Below are 16,290 nucleotides of genomic sequence, written 5' to 3'. Positions count from 1 at the left end.
GGAGATCAGCCCTCCGAGGGAGCGAGGCGCTTGAGCTCCGCCTCCGTGGACTTGAGCAGGTCGTTCCAGGACGCCTCGAACTTCTCCACGCCCTCGTCCTCCAGGAGCTGGACGACCTCGTCGTACGAGACTCCGAGTCCGGCGATCGCGGCCAGGTCGGCGCGGGCTGCCGCGTAGCTGCCGCGCACGGTGTCACCGGTGATCTGACCGTGGTCGCCGGTGGCCTCCAGGGTGGCCTCCGGCATGGTGTTGACCGTGCCCGGCGCGACCAGCTCGTCCACGTACAGGGTGTCCTTGTACGCGGGGTCCTTGACGCCGGTCGAGGCCCACAGCGGACGCTGCTTGTTGGCGCCGGCCTTGTCGAGAGCGGCCCAGCGCTCCGAGGAGAAGACCTCCTCGTACGCCTCGTAGGCGAGCCGGGCGTTGGCCAGCGCGGCCTTGCCCTTGAGGCCCTTGGCCTCGTCCGTGCCGATCTTCTCCAGGCGCTTGTCGATCTCGGAGTCCACACGGGACACGAAGAACGACGCCACCGACCGGATCAGCGACAGGTCCAGGCCCGCGGCCTTGGCCTTCTCCAGGCCCGCCAGGTAGGCGTCCATGACCTCGCGGTAACGCTCCAGCGAGAAGATCAGCGTGACATTGACGCTGATGCCCAGGCCGATGACCTCGGTGATCGCCGGCAGCCCCGCCTTGGTGGCCGGGATCTTGATCAGCGTGTTCGGGCGGTCCACCAGCCACGCCAGCTGCTTGGCCTCGGCGATGGTCGGGGTGGTGTGGTGCGCCAGGCGCGGGTCGACCTCGATGGAGACCCGGCCGTCCTGGCCGCCGGTGGCGTCGAAGACCGGCCGCAGGATGTCGGCGGCGTCCCGGACGTCCGCCGTCGTGATCATGCGGATGGCTTCCTCGACGGTGACCTTACGGGCGGCGAGGTCGGCGACCTGCTGGTCGTAGCCGTGGCCGTCCGAGATGGCCTTCTGGAAGATCGACGGGTTGGTCGTGACACCGACGACATGCTGCTGGTCGATCAGCTCGGCGAGGTTTCCGGACGTGATGCGCTGGCGCGACAGGTCGTCCAGCCAGATCGCGACGCCTTCGTCGGAGAGGCGCTTGAGTGCGTCTGTCATGGGTTCTGCATCTCCTACTTGTCGTGTACGGGCGTCAGCGCGTGGCGGCTTCGAGCGATTCCCGGGCGGCGGCGGCGACCGCGTCGGCGGTGAAGCCGAACTCGCGGAAGAGGACCTTGCCGTCGGCCGAGGCACCGAAGTGCTCCAGGGAGACGATGCGCCCGGCGTCACCGACGAAGCGGTGCCAGGTCAGTCCGATGCCGGCTTCGACGGCGACCCGGGCCCGGACGGACGGGGGCAGCACACTGTCGCGGTAGGCCTGGTCCTGCTGGTCGAACCACTCGACGGACGGCATCGACACCACACGGGTGGGAATGCCCTCGGCCTGGAGCTGCTCGCGCGCCTCGACGGCGAGCTGCACCTCGGAACCGGTGCCGATCAGCACGATCTGCGGCGCGGCGTCCTGCCCGTCGGGGCCGGTGGCCTCGAAGAGGACGTAACCACCCTTGGCGGTGCCCTCGTTGGCGGGGTACGTCGGCACGCCCTGACGGGTCAGCGCGAGGCCGTGCGGGGCCCCCACGCCGTACTCCTTGGTGTAGCGCCGGAGGATCTCGCGCCAGGCGATCGCGGTCTCGTTGGCGTCGGCCGGGCGCACGATGTTCAGGCCCGGGATGGCGCGCAGCGAGGCGAGGTGCTCGATGGGCTGGTGGGTCGGGCCGTCCTCGCCCAGACCGATGGAGTCGTGCGTCCACACGTACGTCACCGGCAGGTGCATCAGCGCGGACAGCCGGACGGCGTTGCGCATGTAGTCGGAGAACACCAGGAAGGTGCCGCCGTAGATGCGGGTGTTGCCGTGCAGCGCGATGCCGTTCATCTCCGCGGCCATGGAGTGCTCACGGATACCGAAGTGGATCGTGCGGCCGTACGGGTCGGCGCCCGGCAGCGGGTTGCCCTCGGGCAGGAACGACGAGGTCTTGTCGATCGTGGTGTTGTTCGAGCCCGCGAGGTCGGCGGAGCCGCCCCACAGCTCGGGGATGACCCCGCCGAGCGCCTGGAGCACCTTGCCGGACGCGGCACGGGTGGCCACGGACTTGCCGGTCTCGAACGCGGGGAGGTGGTCCTCCCAGCCCGTGGGCAGCTCGCCCGCCGCAATCCGGTCGAACTCCGCGGCACGCTGCGGGTTGGCGGCGCGCCAGTCGGCGAACGACTTCTCCCACTCCTTCTTGGCGTCGCGGCCGCGGTCGAGGGCGGCGCGGGTGTGCGCGAGCACCTCGTCGGCGACGTCGAAGGACTTCTCCGGGTCGAAGCCCAGGACCCGCTTGGTGGCCGCGACTTCCTCGTCACCCAGCGCCGAGCCGTGCGCGGCCTCGGTGTTCTGGGCGTTCGGGGCGGGCCAGGCGATGATCGAGCGCATCGCGATGAACGACGGCCGCCCGGTCTCCGCCTTGGCGGCCTCCAGGGCCTTGGCGAGACCCGCCGGGTCCAGGTCACCGTTGGGCAGCTGCGCGACGCGCTGGACGTGCCAGCCGTAGGCCTCGTAGCGCTTGAGGGTGTCCTCGGAGACCGCGGTCTCGGTGTCACCCTCGATCGAGATGTGGTTGTCGTCCCACAGCAGGACGAGGTTGCCGAGCTTCTGGTGGCCCGCCAGGGAGGACGCCTCGGCGGAGATGCCCTCCTGGAGGCAGCCGTCACCGGCGATGCAGTAGATGGTGTGGTCGAAGGGCGAGGTGCCCTGCGCCGCGTCGGGGTCGAACAGGCCGCGCTCGTAGCGGGCCGCCATCGCCATGCCGACCGCGTTGGCGACACCCTGGCCCAGCGGGCCGGTGGTGGTCTCCACACCGGTGGTGTGGCCGTACTCGGGGTGGCCCGGGGTCTTCGAGCCCCAGGTGCGGAACGCCTCCAGGTCGGCCAGCTCCAGGCCGTAGCCGGCGAGGTAGAGCTGGATGTAGAGGGTCAGGCTGGAGTGGCCCGCGGAGAGGACGAACCGGTCGCGGCCGGTCCAGTTCGCGTCCGCCGGGTCGTGCCGCATCAGCTTCTGGAAGAGAAGGTAGGCGGCCGGCGCCAGGCTCATGGCCGTACCGGGATGGCCGTTACCGACCTTCTGCACGGAATCCATGGCCAGGACACGGACGGTGTCCACTGCCCGCTGATCCAGTTCGGTCCACTCGAGATCTGTGGTGGTCGGCTTGGTGCTCACCCTGAGTCAGGGCTCCTCTCCACATGTCGAATGCCGCGGACGGTATGTCCGCCAGGCGGTGTCGAGCCTACCCCCGCGAGTGCGTGCGTCTTTTCGACGCTCAGTCGGTGTTTTCGGCGCTCAGTCGGTGCGGCGCGGGCACCGCGGCCCGTCGCTTTGGGCAACCAAATCAGGACTTCTGGCATTCCGGTCCCAGATGCGAGCGCCATACGACCAGACTGCCGGGCAGCGGTCCGGTTCGCCTCCTGAACGCCGGGCGAACGGCCGGGGACAGGTGCCGCCCCCGCGCGGCTGCCCGCCGCCCAACACGACCCCACCCCCGCGAAGATCGCCGTATGGCCAACGTCTAAAGTGGCGTGGTACGCGCAAGCCCTACACCGCGTCTTCACCGCCGGACGGGCTTGCATGCCTTTCTCTTCTGCGGCAGAGGCCGCTGACGTTACTTCCAGGGGTGTGCGTGACGGCCGTCGAATCCCGTCCTGCGGGTGGGGGCACCGCCCACGCCGTCAAGGCTGTGGGGGAGTTTGCTCAGGCCCCGGGGAGTCCCGGTCCCGGTGAGCGGCCGTTCGGGGCCCGCGTCAAAGGGTTCGTGGCGCTGACCAAGCCACGGGTCATCGAGCTGCTGCTGATGACCACGGTGCCGGTGATGTTCCTGGCGGCCAAGGGCGTGCCCGATCTGTGGCTGGTCCTGGCGACCTGCATCGGCGGATACCTCTCCGCCGGCGGCGCCGCGGCCTTCAACATGTACCTCGACCGCGACATCGACGCGCTGATGGACCGTACGTCCCAGCGGCCGCTGGTCACCGGCATGGTGAGCCCCATCGAATGCCTGGTCTTCGCGACCGCCCTCGCGGTCGGCTCCACGGCCTGGTTCTGGGTCCTCGTCAACCCGCTGTCGGCGATGCTGTCGCTCGGTGCGCTGCTTTTCTATGTCGTCGTTTACACGATGATCCTCAAGCGGCGTACCAGCCAGAACATCGTCTGGGGCGGTATCGCCGGCTGTATGCCGGTCTTCATCGGCTGGTCGTCGGTGACGAACTCGGTCTCCTGGGCCTCGTTCATCCTCTTCCTCGTCATCTTCTTCTGGACGCCGCCGCATTACTGGCCGCTCTCGATGAAGGTCAAGGACGACTACGAGCGCGCCGGGGTGCCGATGCTGCCGGCCGTCGCGGGCAACAAGGTCGTCGCCCGGCAGATCGTCGCCTACAGCTGGGTGATGGTGGCGGTCTCGCTGCTGCTCCAGCCGCTGGGCTACACCGGCTGGTTCTACACCGCGGTCGCGCTCGCCTGCGGAGCCTTCTGGCTCAAGGAGGCACACGGTCTCCAGGCCCGCGCGAAGGCCGGCATCACGGGCGCCAAGCTCAAGGAGATGCGGCTGTTCCACTGGTCCATCACCTATGTCTCGCTGCTCTTCGTCGCCGTCGCCGTGGACCCCTTCCTCCGCTGAGAGGTGTGGGGGATCACCCTCACCAAAAGCCGTACTCGCGGGTAGCATGCTGGGTATGGCAGACACCCAGCAGGCGGAAGAGCAGGTGGAGGCGGCGGCCGGCACGGCGGCCGACAAGCGGGCCGGCCGGCGCACGGCCAGGCTCACCAAGCAGATCCGCGCCTTCGCCGACAGCCACGGCGGCAGCGCCGAGGGCCAGCTCGCGCACATCGGCCGCGGCCGCGTCCGGATCGCCCTCGTCGGGGCCAACGGCGAGTGGGGCAACCTCGTCGCGGACTCCTTCGACTCCGCCAAGGACGCCGTCACGGCGTCCGGCATCACGCTCCAGGACGACTTCGACGGCGACCTCGCCGCCAAGGTCCGCACCGGCCGCTACGAGTGGTCCCGGATGGCGGGCATCCAGGTCGGCGGCCCGGCCAACGGCTGACGCGCGGCACCCGGGCGTCGTGCGCCGGAGCGTACGCCGGAAGCGGAGCCCGCTACCTCACCACCACCTCGTCCGTTAAGCCCACCAGGCGCGGCGCTCCGGCCGCGTCCGGCGGGCTCTCGGCGAGGAGAAGCGGATGGACGGCCTTCCCTTCCTGGTAGATCAGCCGCCGCTCATCGACCAGTACAGCTTCGGCGCGGTGCACGACGAACTCGGCCTCGGCTCCTTCGAGACCCACCTCGCCGCCGCGGCCGGCGCCCAGGGCCCGGCCCCCGCCGGCACCAGCTACTTCGACAGCTTCACCGGTCTCGCGATACGCCGCTGGTGCCCCCCGCTGCTCGGCCTGGAACCGCACTGCCCGCCTGCCCGCTACCTGGCCCGCCGCCGCGAGATGGGCGCCTACCGGGCCGGCCGCATGCTGCTGCGCGGCTCCGGGATCGGCACGTTCCTGCTGGCGGCCGGGGCGCCCAGCGATCTGACCTCGGCCACCGAACTCGCCACCGCCGCCGCGGCCCCTGCCCACGAGGTGGTACGGCTCGAACCGCTCGCCGAGCAGGTCGCCGACACCTCCGGCAGCGTCGACTCCTTCATCGGCTACACCGCCGAGGCCCTCTACGCCGTCGCCCAGCACGCCACCGCCTTCGCCTCCGGCGCCACCCACTGCGAGGGGCGCGCCCCGGAGGCCGGTGAGGTGCGGCGGGCCGCGGACCGCTGGCTGCGCCGCCGCCGGCCCGGGGAGCGGCTCGGGGAGCCCGTGCTCGTCCGGCATCTGCTGTGGAGCGCGGTGGCGACCGGTCTGCCGGTCCAGCTGCACTGCCCCGATCCCCAGCCGCTGGCGGCCTTTCTGCGCGCCACCACGGGCATCGGCGCGGACCTCGTCCTGCTGCCGGAGCCGCCGCACCACCGGCGGGCGGCGCAGCTCGCCGCGGTGCACGCCCATGTGTACGCGGACGCCGGGCCCTGCCCCGAGGAGACGCTGAGCCGGGCACCGTTCGGCAAGCTGCTGTTCTCGTCGGGGGCCCGCGGGCTGCCCGAGCTCTATGTGACCGGCGCCCGGTGCTTCGTACGGGCCATGGCGCGGCTGGTACGGGAGTGGACCGACGAGGGCCTGTGCGGGCCCGGGGACGGGCGGCGGATCACCGAGACGGTCGGGTTCGGGACCGCGCGCCGGGTCTACCGGCTGAGTGCGGAGTCCGCCTGAGGCTCCGGTGCCTCGTGCTCGCCGGAGGGGGCGGGCTTGCCCGGCTCCTCCTCCTGGAGCGGGCCGCGGTCGCGCAGCGACAGACAGACCCGCAGCACCCAGATCCACACCAGGGCCGAGCCCAGCATGTGCAGCCCGATGACCATCTCGGGCAGGCCCGTGAAGTACTGGACGTAGCCGATGACGCCCTGCGCGGCGATGCAGGCGAACAGCTCCAGGAGCATCCGGCGCGGTCGGGCCGGCGCCTTGACGGCGCGCAGCGTGAACCACAGGGCGACGGACAGGCCGACGACGATGTAGACGAAGTCGACGTGCAGCTGGGTGATCTCCTGCCAGTCCAGCGGGATGCGGTGGACCTTCTTGGCGTCGCCCGCGTGCGGGCCGGTGCCCGTGACGACCGTACCGATCACGGTGAGCGCGCCGGTCGCGGCCACCAGCAGCCAGGCCAGCTGCCGCACCGGACGGGCGACCACGTCGCGCGGCTCCTCGTCGCCCTCGCCCGCCCGCTGCCAGCTCAGCACCGCGACCGTGAGCAGGGCCGTGGCCGCGAGGAAGTGCGAGCTGACGATGTACGGGTTCAGACCGGTCAGGACCGTGATACCGCCGATGACGGCATTGCTCATGACCAGCCAGAACTGCGCCCAGCCGAGCCGGGTGAGCGAGCGGCGCCGGGGGTGCCGGGCGCGGGCGGCGATGATGAACAGTCCGACGACCGCGCACAGCACATACGTCAGCATGCGATTGCCGAACTCGATGAGGCCGTTGATGCCCATCGCGGCGGTCGGCGTCAGGCTGTCCGGCGTGCACTTGGGCCAGGTCGAGCAGCCCAGCCCGGACTGGGAGAGCCGGACCGCGCCACCCGTGACGACGATGATCACGGCCATCACGACGGTGGCCAGCGCGGCCCGTCGCACGAAGGCCGCGGACGGCTGCCAGCGGCGGGCGATCAGCTCAAGGGGATTCAGCGTGTTCGGCACGGGAGCCATCGTATGCGGGCCCTTGTGCAAACTTTCACGAGGGGTGCGTTCGCCACGGAATCACCCATCAGGGCCGTGCCCCGGCCGCCTGCTCCCCACTACTCCCAGCGGAAGAACCGCGCCGCGGCCCCCAGCCCCAGCACCGCCCACCCCGCCAGGACGCCGAGGTCCGGCCAGGGGAGGCCGGCGCCGTGCTGGAGCACCTCGCGCAGCCCGTCGGACAGCGCCGTGATCGGCAGCAGGCCGAGCACGCTCTGCGCGGCCTCCGGGAACTTCTCCAGCGGGACGACCACGCCGCCGCCGACCAGCAGCAGCAGGAACACCAGGTTGGCCGCGGCCAGGGTGGCCTCCGCCTTGAGCGTGCCGGCCATCAGCAGACCCAGGCCCGAGAAGGCGGCGGTGCCCAGGAGGAGCAGCGCCGCCACCGCGAGCGGGTTGCCCTGCGGGGACCAGCCCAGGGCGAGCGCGACCGCCGTCAGCAGCGTGATCTGGAGGACCTCGGTGACCAGCACCGCACAGGTCTTGGCCGTCATCAGCCCCCAGCGCGGCAGCGGCGAGACGGCGAGTCGCTTGAGCACGCCGTAGCGCCGCTCGAAGCCGGTCGCGATGGCCTGGCCGGTGAAGGCGGTGGACAGCACGGCGAGCGCCAGGATGCCGGGCGCCAGGAAGTCGACGGAGCTGCCCGCGCCGCCGGCCGTGGCGGTGGGCACCGCGATGATGTCGACGGCGGAGAACAGGACCAGCAGCAGCGTCGGGATGATCACGGTCAGCAGCAGCTGCTCACCGTTGCGCAGCAGCATCCTGGTCTCCAGGGCCGCCTGTGCGCGGATCATCCGGGGCAGCGGAGCCGCACCGGGCCGCGGGCTGAAGGTGCCGGTGACGCCACCGGCCTCAGTGGTGGTCATGCGCGCAGCTCCTTGCCCGTGAGCTCCAAGAAGACGTCCTCCAGGGTGTGGCGTTCGACGGCTATCGCGTCGGGCAGCACGCCGTTCTGGGCGCACCAGGAGGCGACGGTGGCCAGCAGCTGCGGGTTGACCTTGCCGTGGACGCGGTAGACGCCGGAGGCGGGCTCCGTGGCGGCGCTGTCCGCGGGCAGCGCCTTGAGGAGCGAGCCGAGGTCGAGTCCGGGGCGCCCGGTGAAACGCAGGCTGTTCTCCGCGCCGCCGCGGCACAGCGCGTCCGGGCTGCCCTGGGCGATCACCCGGCCGCCGTCGATGATTGCGACATCGTCGGCGAGCTGCTCGGCCTCATCCATGAAGTGCGTGGTCAGTACGGTGCTGACGCCGTCGGCGCGCAGTTCCCGTACGAGGTCCCAGGTGGCGTGCCGGGCCTGCGGGTCGAGTCCGGCCGTCGGCTCGTCCAGGAAGACCAGCTCGGGGCGGCCGACCACGGCCATCGCCAGCGCCAGCCGTTGTTGCTGGCCGCCGGAGAGCCGCCGGTAGGGGGTCCGGCCGCAGCTGCCCAGGCCGAGCCGGTCGATCAGCGTGCCGACGTCGAGCGGGTGGGCGTGCAGGGTGGCGGTGTGCCGCAGCATCTCCTCGGCCCGGGCGCCCGCGTAGACGCCGCCGGACTGGAGCATCACGCCGATGCGCGGCCGCAGTGCCGCGGCGTCGGCGACCGGGTCCAGGCCCAGGACCCGCACCCGGCCCGCGTCCGGGCGGCGGTAGCCCTCGCAGGTCTCGATCGTGGTGGTCTTGCCGGCGCCGTTCGGGCCGAGCACGGCGGTCACCGCGCCGCGGGCGACGGTCAGGTCGAGGCCGTCCACGGCGGTCTTGGTCCCGTAGCGCTTGACCAGGCCGGTGATCTCGACGGCGGGCTCTCGGCCGGGAGGCCGGGGGTCGCCCCCCGGGGAGGTGCTGGGCATGCCGGGCAGTCTACGGAGAGTGGCGGGCCGGGCTTCAATGGGGGCGAGGGCCCGGAACGGTGTGCGTTCCCCGATCCGGCGGTGTGGGACCGAATGAATTTCGGGGGTCTGAGACCCCGGTCCGCCGCTGTCGGCCCGGCGGAGGCCCGTGCAGGTCGGCGCCGGTTTGTCCGCTCCGCCGGGGGCTTGAATTAGGTAACCCTAAGTGATAGAGGCCACCCGCCGGTGGTCCGGGCGAGGCTTGTATCGCTTTGACGAATTACGCAACAATGGCGTTGTGAAATACGCGAGCGAGGAACAGGAAGGGCCCACGGTCGAGCGGACCGACGGGCCGGCCGCCTCCGCGCCCGAGAAGACCGAGCGGCGGGGGACCGTCTCCCACGCCGCGGCGCCGCACGACGAACAGCAGGGCACCCGCAACCGGGTCGCCCGCTCCATTCTCGACCACGGGCCGTCCACCGCGGCCGAGCTCGCCCTGCGCCTGGAACTGACCCAGGCGGCCGTCCGGCGGCATCTGGACGCGCTGGCCGCGGAGGGCGTCGTCGAGCCCCGCGAGAAGCGTGTCTACGGCACCCGTGGCCGTGGCCGCCCGGCCAAGGCCTTCGCGCTCACCGACTGCGGACGGGACGCCTTCGACCAGGCCTACGACCAGCTCGCCTCCGATGCGCTGCGCTGGATCGCGCAGAGCGCGGGCGGCGGCGAGAAGGGCGAGGCGGCCGTCGCCGCGTTCGCCCGCGCCCGCCTGGCCGCGCAGGCCGAGGGGTACCGCGAGGCCGTCGAGGCCGCCGAGCCGGAGGCCCGTACCGAGGCCCTTGCGAAGGCGTTGACCGCGGACGGGTACGCTGCTACGGCGCGCAGCGCCCCCAATCCCCAGCTCGGTGAACAGCTCTGCCAGCACCACTGCCCGGTCGCCCATGTCGCCGAGCAGTACCCGCAGCTGTGTGAGGCGGAGACCGAGGTCTTCTCCCGATTGCTCGGGACCCATGTACAGCGTCTTGCCACCATCGCCCATGGCGACGGGGTGTGTACGACCTTCGTTCCGAAGGCCGGTGCCGGCAAGGCCGCTCACAGCACCGCACGCACCAGTAAGACCACCACAGCATCTGCAAGCACGGCCGGGAGGAACCCCGCATGACGCTCCCCACGGAGACTGCTCACCCTGAGCTCGAGGGTCTGGGCAAGTACGAATACGGCTGGGCCGACTCCGACGTGGCCGGCGCCTCGGCGAAGCGCGGTCTTTCCGAGGCCGTCGTCCGCGACATCTCGGCGAAGAAGAACGAGCCGGAGTGGATGCTCAAGCTCCGCCTCAAGGGTCTGAAGCTGTTCGACAAGAAGCCCATGCCGAACTGGGGCTCGGACCTGTCGGGCATCGACTTCGACAACATCAAGTACTTCGTCCGCTCCACCGAGCAGCAGGCCGCCTCCTGGGAGGACCTGCCCGAGGACATCAAGAACACCTACGACAAGCTCGGCATCCCCGAGGCGGAGAAGCAGCGCCTGGTCGCCGGTGTCGCCGCGCAGTACGAGTCCGAGGTCGTCTACCACCAGATCCGTGAGGACCTGGAGGAGCAGGGCGTCATCTTCCTGGACACCGACACCGCGCTCAAGGAGCACCCGGAGCTCTTCCAGGAGTACTTCGGCACGGTCATCCCGGTCGGCGACAACAAGTTCGCGTCGCTGAACAGCGCGGTGTGGTCCGGCGGCTCGTTCATCTACGTGCCCAAGGGTGTCCACGTCGACATCCCGCTCCAGGCCTACTTCCGGATCAACACCGAGAACATGGGCCAGTTCGAGCGGACGCTGATCATCGTCGACGAGGACGCCTACGTCCACTACGTCGAGGGCTGCACGGCGCCGATCTACAAGTCGGACTCGCTGCACTCCGCGGTCGTCGAGATCATCGTCAAGAAGGGCGGCCGCTGCCGCTACACGACCATCCAGAACTGGTCGAACAACGTCTACAACCTGGTCACCAAGCGCGCCGTCGCCTACGAGGGCGCGACCATGGAGTGGGTCGACGGCAACCTCGGCTCCAAGGTGACGATGAAGTACCCGGCCGTCTACCTCATGGGCGAGCACGCCAAGGGCGAGACCCTGTCCATCGCCTTCGCGGGCGAGGGCCAGCACCAGGACGCCGGCTCCAAGATGGTCCACATGGCGCCGAACACCTCCTCCAACATCGTCTCCAAGTCGGTGGCGCGAGGCGGCGGCCGGACCTCCTACCGCGGTCTGGTCGAGATCGGCGAGGGCGCCGCGGGCTCCAAGTCCAACGTGCTGTGTGACGCCCTGCTGGTGGACACCATCTCCCGTTCGGACACCTACCCCTACGTCGACGTCCGCGAGGACGACGTGTCGATGGGTCACGAGGCGACCGTTTCCAAGGTCAGCGAGGACCAGCTCTTCTACCTGATGGCGCGCGGTCTGTCGGAGGACGAGGCCATGGCGATGATCGTCCGCGGCTTCGTCGAGCCGATCGCCCGTGAGCTGCCGATGGAGTACGCGCTGGAGCTCAACCGCCTGATCGAGCTGCAGATGGAAGGCGCGGTCGGCTGACGGCCCCGGCACACTCAACGACCGACGCGGCGGCCGTCCTGCGGGCAGGCCGAGGATCGCAACCAGAAAGCGAGCACTACGACAGCCATGGCTGAGGCTCAGAACATCCCGGCGGGTTCCACCACCACCGGCTCCCTTGCGGTGGCGGCGGAGTCCACCGTCGCCACGAGGATGAGCGCCCCGCCGTCCTACGACGTGGCGGACTTCCCCGTGCCGCACGGCCGCGAGGAGGAGTGGCGCTTCACGCCTCTCGCGCGCCTGAAGGGCCTGCACGACGGCAGCGCCGAGGCCGGCGGTCCCGACCTGAAGATCGACATCACCGCGCCCGAGGGCGTCACGCATGAGCTCGTCGACCGCGCCGACCCGCGGGTCGGCAAGGCCGGCAAGCCCGTCGACCGGGTCGCCGCCCAGGCGTACAGCGCGTTCGAGAAGGCGTCGGTGATCTCGGTTCCCAAGGAGGCGCAGCTCTCCGAGCCGATCCGGATCACCGTCCACGGTGAGGGCGGTACGGCCTACGGCCACCAGGTCATCGAGCTCGGCGCGTTCGCCGAGGCGGTCGTGGTCATCGACCACACCGGTGACGCGGTGCTCGCCGCCAACGTCGACTACCTCCTCGGTGACGGCGCCAAGCTGACCGTCGTCTCCGTCCAGGACTGGGACGACCACGCGGTGCACGCGGGCCAGCACAACGCCCTGGTCGGCCGGGACGCGAGCTTCAAGTCCGTGGTCGTCACCTTCGGCGGCGACCTCGTCCGGCTGCACCCGCGCGTCAGCTACGCGGGCCCCGGCGGTGAGGCCGAGTTCTACGGTCTGTACTTCACCGAGCAGGGCCAGCACCACGAGCACCGGCTCTTCGTCGACCACGAGGCGACCAACTGCCGCTCCAACGTCGTCTACAAGGGCGCGCTCCAGGGCGACGACGCACACGCCGTATGGATCGGTGACGTGCTGATCCAGGCCTCGGCGACCGGTACGGACACCTACGAGCTCAACCGCAACCTCGTCCTCACCGACGGCGCGCGGGTCGACTCGGTGCCCAACCTGGAGATCGAGACCGGCGAGATCGTCGGCGCCGGCCACGCCTCGGCGACCGGCCGCTTCGACGACGAGCAGCTGTTCTACCTGATGGCCCGTGGTATCCCGGCCGATGAGGCCCGCCGACTGGTCGTCCGCGGCTTCTTCGCCGAGCTGGTCCAGCAGATCGGTCTCCCGGACGTCGAAGAGCGTCTGATGAGCAAGATCGAGGCCGAGCTGGAAGCGTCCGCGGCATGACGTACGTACGCGCAGCGGCGCTCAGCGAGCTGGAGGAGGACACCCCCAAGCGGGTGGAACTCGACGGCACGCCCGTCTCCCTGGTCCGCACCGAGGGAGAGGTGTTCGCGATCAACGACATCTGCTCGCATGCGAACGTCTCGCTCTCCGAAGGCGAGGTCGAGGACTGCTCGATCGAGTGCTGGCTGCACGGTTCGAGCTTCGACCTGCGCACCGGCAAGCCGAACGGCCTTCCCGCGACGCGCCCCGTCCCCGTATACCCCGTAAAGATCGAAGGGGACGACGTGCTCGTCTCCGTCACCCAGGAGTCCTGAGTTCCCCATGGCAACGCTTGAGATCCACGACCTGCACGTCTCCGTCGAGGCCGAGAACGGCCCGCGCGAGATCCTGAAGGGCGTCGACCTGACCGTGAAGCAGGGCGAGACGCACGCCATCATGGGCCCCAACGGCTCCGGCAAGTCCACCCTCGCCTACTCCCTCGCGGGTCACCCCAAGTACACGATCACCGGCGGCACCGTCACCCTCGACGGCGAGGACGTCCTGGAGATGTCCGTCGACGAGCGCGCGCGGGCCGGCGTCTTCCTCGCCATGCAGTACCCGGTCGAGGTGCCCGGCGTCTCGGTCTCCAACTTCCTGCGCACCTCCGCGACCGCGATCCGCGGCGAGGCCCCCAAGCTGCGGCTGTGGGTCAAGGAGGTCAAGGAGGCCATGCAGCGCCTCCAGATGGACCCCTCCTTCGCCGAGCGCAATGTCAACGAGGGCTTCTCCGGCGGTGAGAAGAAGCGCCACGAGATCCTCCAGCTGGAGCTGCTCAAGCCGGCCATCGCGATCCTCGACGAGACCGACTCCGGCCTCGACGTCGACGCGCTGCGCACCGTCTCCGAGGGCGTCAACCGCGTCCGCGAGACCGGCGAGGTCGGCACCCTGCTGATCACGCACTACACGCGCATCCTGCGCTACATCAAGCCCGACCAGGTCCACGTCTTCGCCAACGGCCGGATCGCCGAGTCCGGCGGCGCGGAGCTCGCGGACAAGCTCGAGGCCGAGGGCTACGAGGCCTACACGAAGGGTGGCGCAACCGCGTGACACAGCTGCCGGGCCTCCTCGACACAGAGGCGATCCGTAAGGACTTCCCCCTTCTGGACCGCCAGGTCCACGACGGGAAGAAGGTCGTGTACCTGGACAACGCGGCGACCTCCCAGAAGCCGCGCCAGGTCCTCGACGCCCTGAACGCCTACTACGAACGTCACAACGCCAACGTCCACCGCGGCGTGCATGTGCTCGCCGAGGAGGCCACGGCGCTGTACGAAGGCGCCCGTGACAAGGTCGCCGCCTTCATCAACGCGCCGAGCCGCGACGAGGTGATCTTCACCAAGAACGCCTCCGAGTCGCTCAACCTCGTGGCCAACATGCTCGGCTGGGCCGATGAGCCCTACCGCGTGGACCGCGAGACCGAGATCGTCATCACGGAGATGGAGCACCACTCCAACATCGTCCCGTGGCAGCTGCTCTCGCAGCGCACCGGCGCGAAGCTGAAGTGGTTCGGCATCACCGACGACGGCCGCCTCGACCTGTCCAACATCGAAGAGGTCATCACGGAGCAGACGAAGATCGTCTCCTTCACGCTGGTCTCCAACATCATGGGCACCGTCAACCCGGTCGAGACGATCATCCGGCGCGCCCAGGAGGTCGGCGCGCTGGTCTGCATCGACGCCTCGCAGGCCGCCCCGCACATGGTGCTGGACGTGCAGGCGCTGCAGGCCGACTTCGTGGCCTTCACCGGCCACAAGATGTGCGGCCCGACCGGCATCGGTGTCCTCTGGGGCCGCCAGGAGCTGCTGGAGGACCTCCCGCCGTTCCTCGGCGGCGGCGAGATGATCGAGACCGTCTCGATGCACTCCTCGACCTATGCGCCCGCCCCGCACAAGTTCGAGGCCGGTACGCCCCCGATCGCCCAGGCCGTCGGCCTCGGCGCGGCCGTGGACTACCTCACCTCGATCGGCATGGACAACATCGCCGTGCATGAGCACGCGATCACCGAGTACGCCGTCAAGCGGCTGCTGGAGGTCCCCGACCTGCGCATCATCGGCCCGAGCACGGCCGAGGACCGCGGGGCGACGATCTCCTTCACGCTCGGTGACATCCATCCCCACGACGTCGGCCAGGTGCTGGACGAGCAGGGCATCGCGGTCCGGGTGGGTCACCACTGCGCACGGCCGGTCTGCCTGCGCTACGGAATTCCCGCGACCACGCGAGCGTCGTTCTATCTGTACTCCACGCCCGCCGAGGTCGACGCCTTGGTCGAGGGCCTGGAGCACGTCCGCAACTTCTTCGGTTAAACAGACACAGCCGGTTAACAAGCACAGCGGATGAGGACGAGGACTGACTGAGCCGTGAAGCTGGATTCCATGTACCAGGACGTCATCCTGGACCACTACAAGCACCCCCATGGGCGCGGTCTTCGGGACGGCGACGCCGAGGTGCACCATGTCAACCCCACGTGCGGTGACGAGATCACGCTCCGTGTGCGGCTCGACGGCGCCACGATCGAGGATGTCTCCTACGAGGGCCAGGGCTGCTCCATCAGCCAGGCCAGCGCGTCGGTGCTCAACGACCTCCTGGTCGGCAAGGAGCTCGGCGAGGCGCAGAAGATCCAGGAGACGTTCCTGGAGCTGATGCAGTCCAAGGGACAGGTCGAGCCGGATGACGCCATGGAGGAGGTGCTGGAGGACGCGGTCGCGTTCGCCGGTGTCTCGAAGTACCCGGCGCGTGTGAAGTGCGCGCTGCTCAGTTGGATGGCCTGGAAGGACGCCACGGCCAAGGCCCTCTCCGAGGAGGCGAAGACCGCATGACCGACACCCCGACCACCACGAAGCCCGCTTCCGAGGAGGAGGTCCGCGAGGCGCTGTACGACGTCGTGGACCCCGAGCTGGGCATCGATGTCGTCAACCTGGGGCTGATCTACGGCATCCATGTCGACGAGGCCAATATCGCCACCATCGACATGACGCTGACCTCCGCGGCCTGCCCGCTGACCGATGTCATCGAGGACCAGGCGAAGTCCGCCACGGACGGCATCGTCAACGAACTGAAGATCAACTGGGTCTGGATGCCCCCGTGGGGCCCCGACAAGATCACCGACGACGGCCGCGAGCAGCTGCGCGCGCTGGGCTTCAACGTCTGACGAGATCTCCTCAAGCGCTACGGCCGTGCCCGCCAGTCACCACTGGCGGGCACGGCCGTTTCGGCGTTCCGGCCCCGCGCAGGGGTATGTACGCCCGTACGCAA

At 70.0% G+C, this 16,290-nt stretch carries 16 protein-coding genes; 11 read left to right on the top strand and 5 right to left on the bottom strand.

The genetic code is table 11. From position 1 onward, the window contains the following. Window positions 1–5 precede the first annotated feature (5 nt). Both tal and tkt read right to left on the bottom strand, forming a co-directional pair. On the bottom strand, window positions 6–1,124 hold the full coding sequence (tal, locus tag ACZ4XD_RS17270; protein WP_042161703.1) for a transaldolase: 1,119 nt from the start codon (window positions 1,122–1,124) through the stop codon (window positions 6–8). A 34-nt stretch (window positions 1,125–1,158) separates the two neighbouring features. Then, a complete protein-coding gene (tkt, locus tag ACZ4XD_RS17265) occupies window positions 1,159–3,261 on the bottom strand; it encodes a transketolase (RefSeq protein WP_468042883.1) in 2,103 nt (700 codons plus the stop codon). Between the two features lie 457 nt (window positions 3,262–3,718). Here tkt and ACZ4XD_RS17260 point away from each other — a divergent pair, with 457 nt between their 5' ends. The 3 genes from ACZ4XD_RS17260 to ACZ4XD_RS17250 all read left to right on the top strand — a co-directional run bounded on the left by ACZ4XD_RS17260 (window position 3,719) and on the right by ACZ4XD_RS17250 (window position 6,336). Further along, window positions 3,719–4,708 carry a heme o synthase gene (locus ACZ4XD_RS17260; protein ID WP_468042881.1) on the top strand — a complete coding sequence of 330 codons (990 nt, stop codon included), beginning with the start codon at window positions 3,719–3,721 and terminating at the stop codon, window positions 4,706–4,708. 46 nt (window positions 4,709–4,754) lie between these two features. Continuing rightward, the gene (locus ACZ4XD_RS17255; protein WP_468042879.1) at window positions 4,755–5,135 is read left to right on the top strand and encodes a hypothetical protein; all 381 of its coding nucleotides are present in this window, start codon (window positions 4,755–4,757) and stop codon (window positions 5,133–5,135) included. 136 nt (window positions 5,136–5,271) lie between these two features. Further along, complete coding sequence (locus ACZ4XD_RS17250) at window positions 5,272–6,336, top strand: amidohydrolase (protein WP_468042877.1); 1,065 nt, start codon at window positions 5,272–5,274, stop codon at window positions 6,334–6,336. On the opposite strand, the gene ACZ4XD_RS17245 is transcribed toward ACZ4XD_RS17250, so the two are convergent. The 3 genes from ACZ4XD_RS17245 to ACZ4XD_RS17235 form a co-directional block, all read right to left on the bottom strand. Next, window positions 6,309–7,313, bottom strand: a complete 1,005-nt coding sequence (locus ACZ4XD_RS17245) for a COX15/CtaA family protein (protein WP_468042875.1) — start codon at window positions 7,311–7,313, stop codon at window positions 6,309–6,311. The genes ACZ4XD_RS17250 and ACZ4XD_RS17245 overlap by 28 nt on opposite strands. Before the next feature lie 98 nt (window positions 7,314–7,411). Continuing rightward, the gene (locus tag ACZ4XD_RS17240) at window positions 7,412–8,218 is read right to left on the bottom strand and encodes an ABC transporter permease (protein WP_468042873.1); all 807 of its coding nucleotides are present in this window, start codon (window positions 8,216–8,218) and stop codon (window positions 7,412–7,414) included. Beyond that, on the bottom strand, window positions 8,215–9,177 hold the full coding sequence (locus ACZ4XD_RS17235; RefSeq protein WP_468042871.1) for an ABC transporter ATP-binding protein: 963 nt from the start codon (window positions 9,175–9,177) through the stop codon (window positions 8,215–8,217). Before ACZ4XD_RS17235 ends, ACZ4XD_RS17240 begins: the two co-directional genes overlap by 4 nt. Window positions 9,178–9,454: 277 nt before the next feature. On the opposite strand from ACZ4XD_RS17235, the gene ACZ4XD_RS17230 reads away from it, so the two are divergent. From ACZ4XD_RS17230 to ACZ4XD_RS17195, 8 genes are all read left to right on the top strand, one after another. Further along, window positions 9,455–10,312, top strand: a complete 858-nt coding sequence (locus tag ACZ4XD_RS17230) for a helix-turn-helix transcriptional regulator (protein WP_468042869.1) — start codon at window positions 9,455–9,457, stop codon at window positions 10,310–10,312. Beyond that, window positions 10,309–11,730, top strand: coding sequence for a Fe-S cluster assembly protein SufB (gene sufB, locus ACZ4XD_RS17225; protein ID WP_042161687.1), 1,422 nt, complete (start codon window positions 10,309–10,311; stop codon window positions 11,728–11,730). Before ACZ4XD_RS17230 ends, sufB begins: the two co-directional genes overlap by 4 nt. Before the next feature lie 87 nt (window positions 11,731–11,817). Beyond that, complete coding sequence (gene sufD, locus ACZ4XD_RS17220) at window positions 11,818–13,002, top strand: Fe-S cluster assembly protein SufD (protein WP_468042867.1); 1,185 nt, start codon at window positions 11,818–11,820, stop codon at window positions 13,000–13,002. Continuing rightward, the gene (locus ACZ4XD_RS17215; RefSeq protein ID WP_018091858.1) at window positions 12,999–13,316 is read left to right on the top strand and encodes a non-heme iron oxygenase ferredoxin subunit; all 318 of its coding nucleotides are present in this window, start codon (window positions 12,999–13,001) and stop codon (window positions 13,314–13,316) included. Before sufD ends, ACZ4XD_RS17215 begins: the two co-directional genes overlap by 4 nt. 7 nt (window positions 13,317–13,323) lie before the next feature. Then, window positions 13,324–14,088: a Fe-S cluster assembly ATPase SufC gene (sufC, locus tag ACZ4XD_RS17210; RefSeq protein ID WP_085927733.1), complete on the top strand. Its 765-nt coding sequence runs from the start codon at window positions 13,324–13,326 to the stop codon at window positions 14,086–14,088. Then, window positions 14,085–15,341: a cysteine desulfurase gene (locus ACZ4XD_RS17205; protein WP_042161682.1), complete on the top strand. Its 1,257-nt coding sequence runs from the start codon at window positions 14,085–14,087 to the stop codon at window positions 15,339–15,341. Before sufC ends, ACZ4XD_RS17205 begins: the two co-directional genes overlap by 4 nt. A 54-nt stretch (window positions 15,342–15,395) precedes the next feature. Then, entirely contained in the window at window positions 15,396–15,854 is a 459-nt protein-coding gene (gene sufU / locus ACZ4XD_RS17200; protein WP_030411905.1) for a Fe-S cluster assembly sulfur transfer protein SufU, read from the top strand. Continuing rightward, on the top strand, window positions 15,851–16,186 hold the full coding sequence (locus ACZ4XD_RS17195) for a metal-sulfur cluster assembly factor (RefSeq protein WP_018091854.1): 336 nt from the start codon (window positions 15,851–15,853) through the stop codon (window positions 16,184–16,186). The genes sufU and ACZ4XD_RS17195 overlap by 4 nt, the downstream gene beginning before the upstream one ends. Window positions 16,187–16,290 lie beyond the last annotated feature (104 nt).

This window comes from Streptomyces sp. NPDC029466 (genome assembly GCF_055574515.1).
Note: the sequence above shows the minus strand (reverse complement) of the source record. Positions and strands in the feature narration are given on the sequence as shown.

Bases quoted from the DNA above. Each gene is read 5' to 3' on its own strand.
- tal (WP_042161703.1), bottom strand. From the start codon at position 1,124: ATGACAGACGCACTCAAGCGCCTCTCCGACGAAGGCGTCGCGATCTGG.
- ACZ4XD_RS17235 (WP_468042871.1), bottom strand. From the start codon at position 9,177: ATGCCCAGCACCTCCCCGGGGGGCGACCCCCGGCCTCCCGGCCGAGAG.
- ACZ4XD_RS17255 (WP_468042879.1), top strand. From the start codon at position 4,755: ATGCTGGGTATGGCAGACACCCAGCAGGCGGAAGAGCAGGTGGAGGCG.
- ACZ4XD_RS17240 (WP_468042873.1), bottom strand. From the start codon at position 8,218: ATGACCACCACTGAGGCCGGTGGCGTCACCGGCACCTTCAGCCCGCGG.
- ACZ4XD_RS17250 (WP_468042877.1), top strand. From the start codon at position 5,272: ATGGACGGCCTTCCCTTCCTGGTAGATCAGCCGCCGCTCATCGACCAG.
- ACZ4XD_RS17195 (WP_018091854.1), top strand. From the start codon at position 15,851: ATGACCGACACCCCGACCACCACGAAGCCCGCTTCCGAGGAGGAGGTC.
- sufC (WP_085927733.1), top strand. From the start codon at position 13,324: ATGGCAACGCTTGAGATCCACGACCTGCACGTCTCCGTCGAGGCCGAG.
- sufB (WP_042161687.1), top strand. From the start codon at position 10,309: ATGACGCTCCCCACGGAGACTGCTCACCCTGAGCTCGAGGGTCTGGGC.
- sufD (WP_468042867.1), top strand. From the start codon at position 11,818: ATGGCTGAGGCTCAGAACATCCCGGCGGGTTCCACCACCACCGGCTCC.
- ACZ4XD_RS17215 (WP_018091858.1), top strand. From the start codon at position 12,999: ATGACGTACGTACGCGCAGCGGCGCTCAGCGAGCTGGAGGAGGACACC.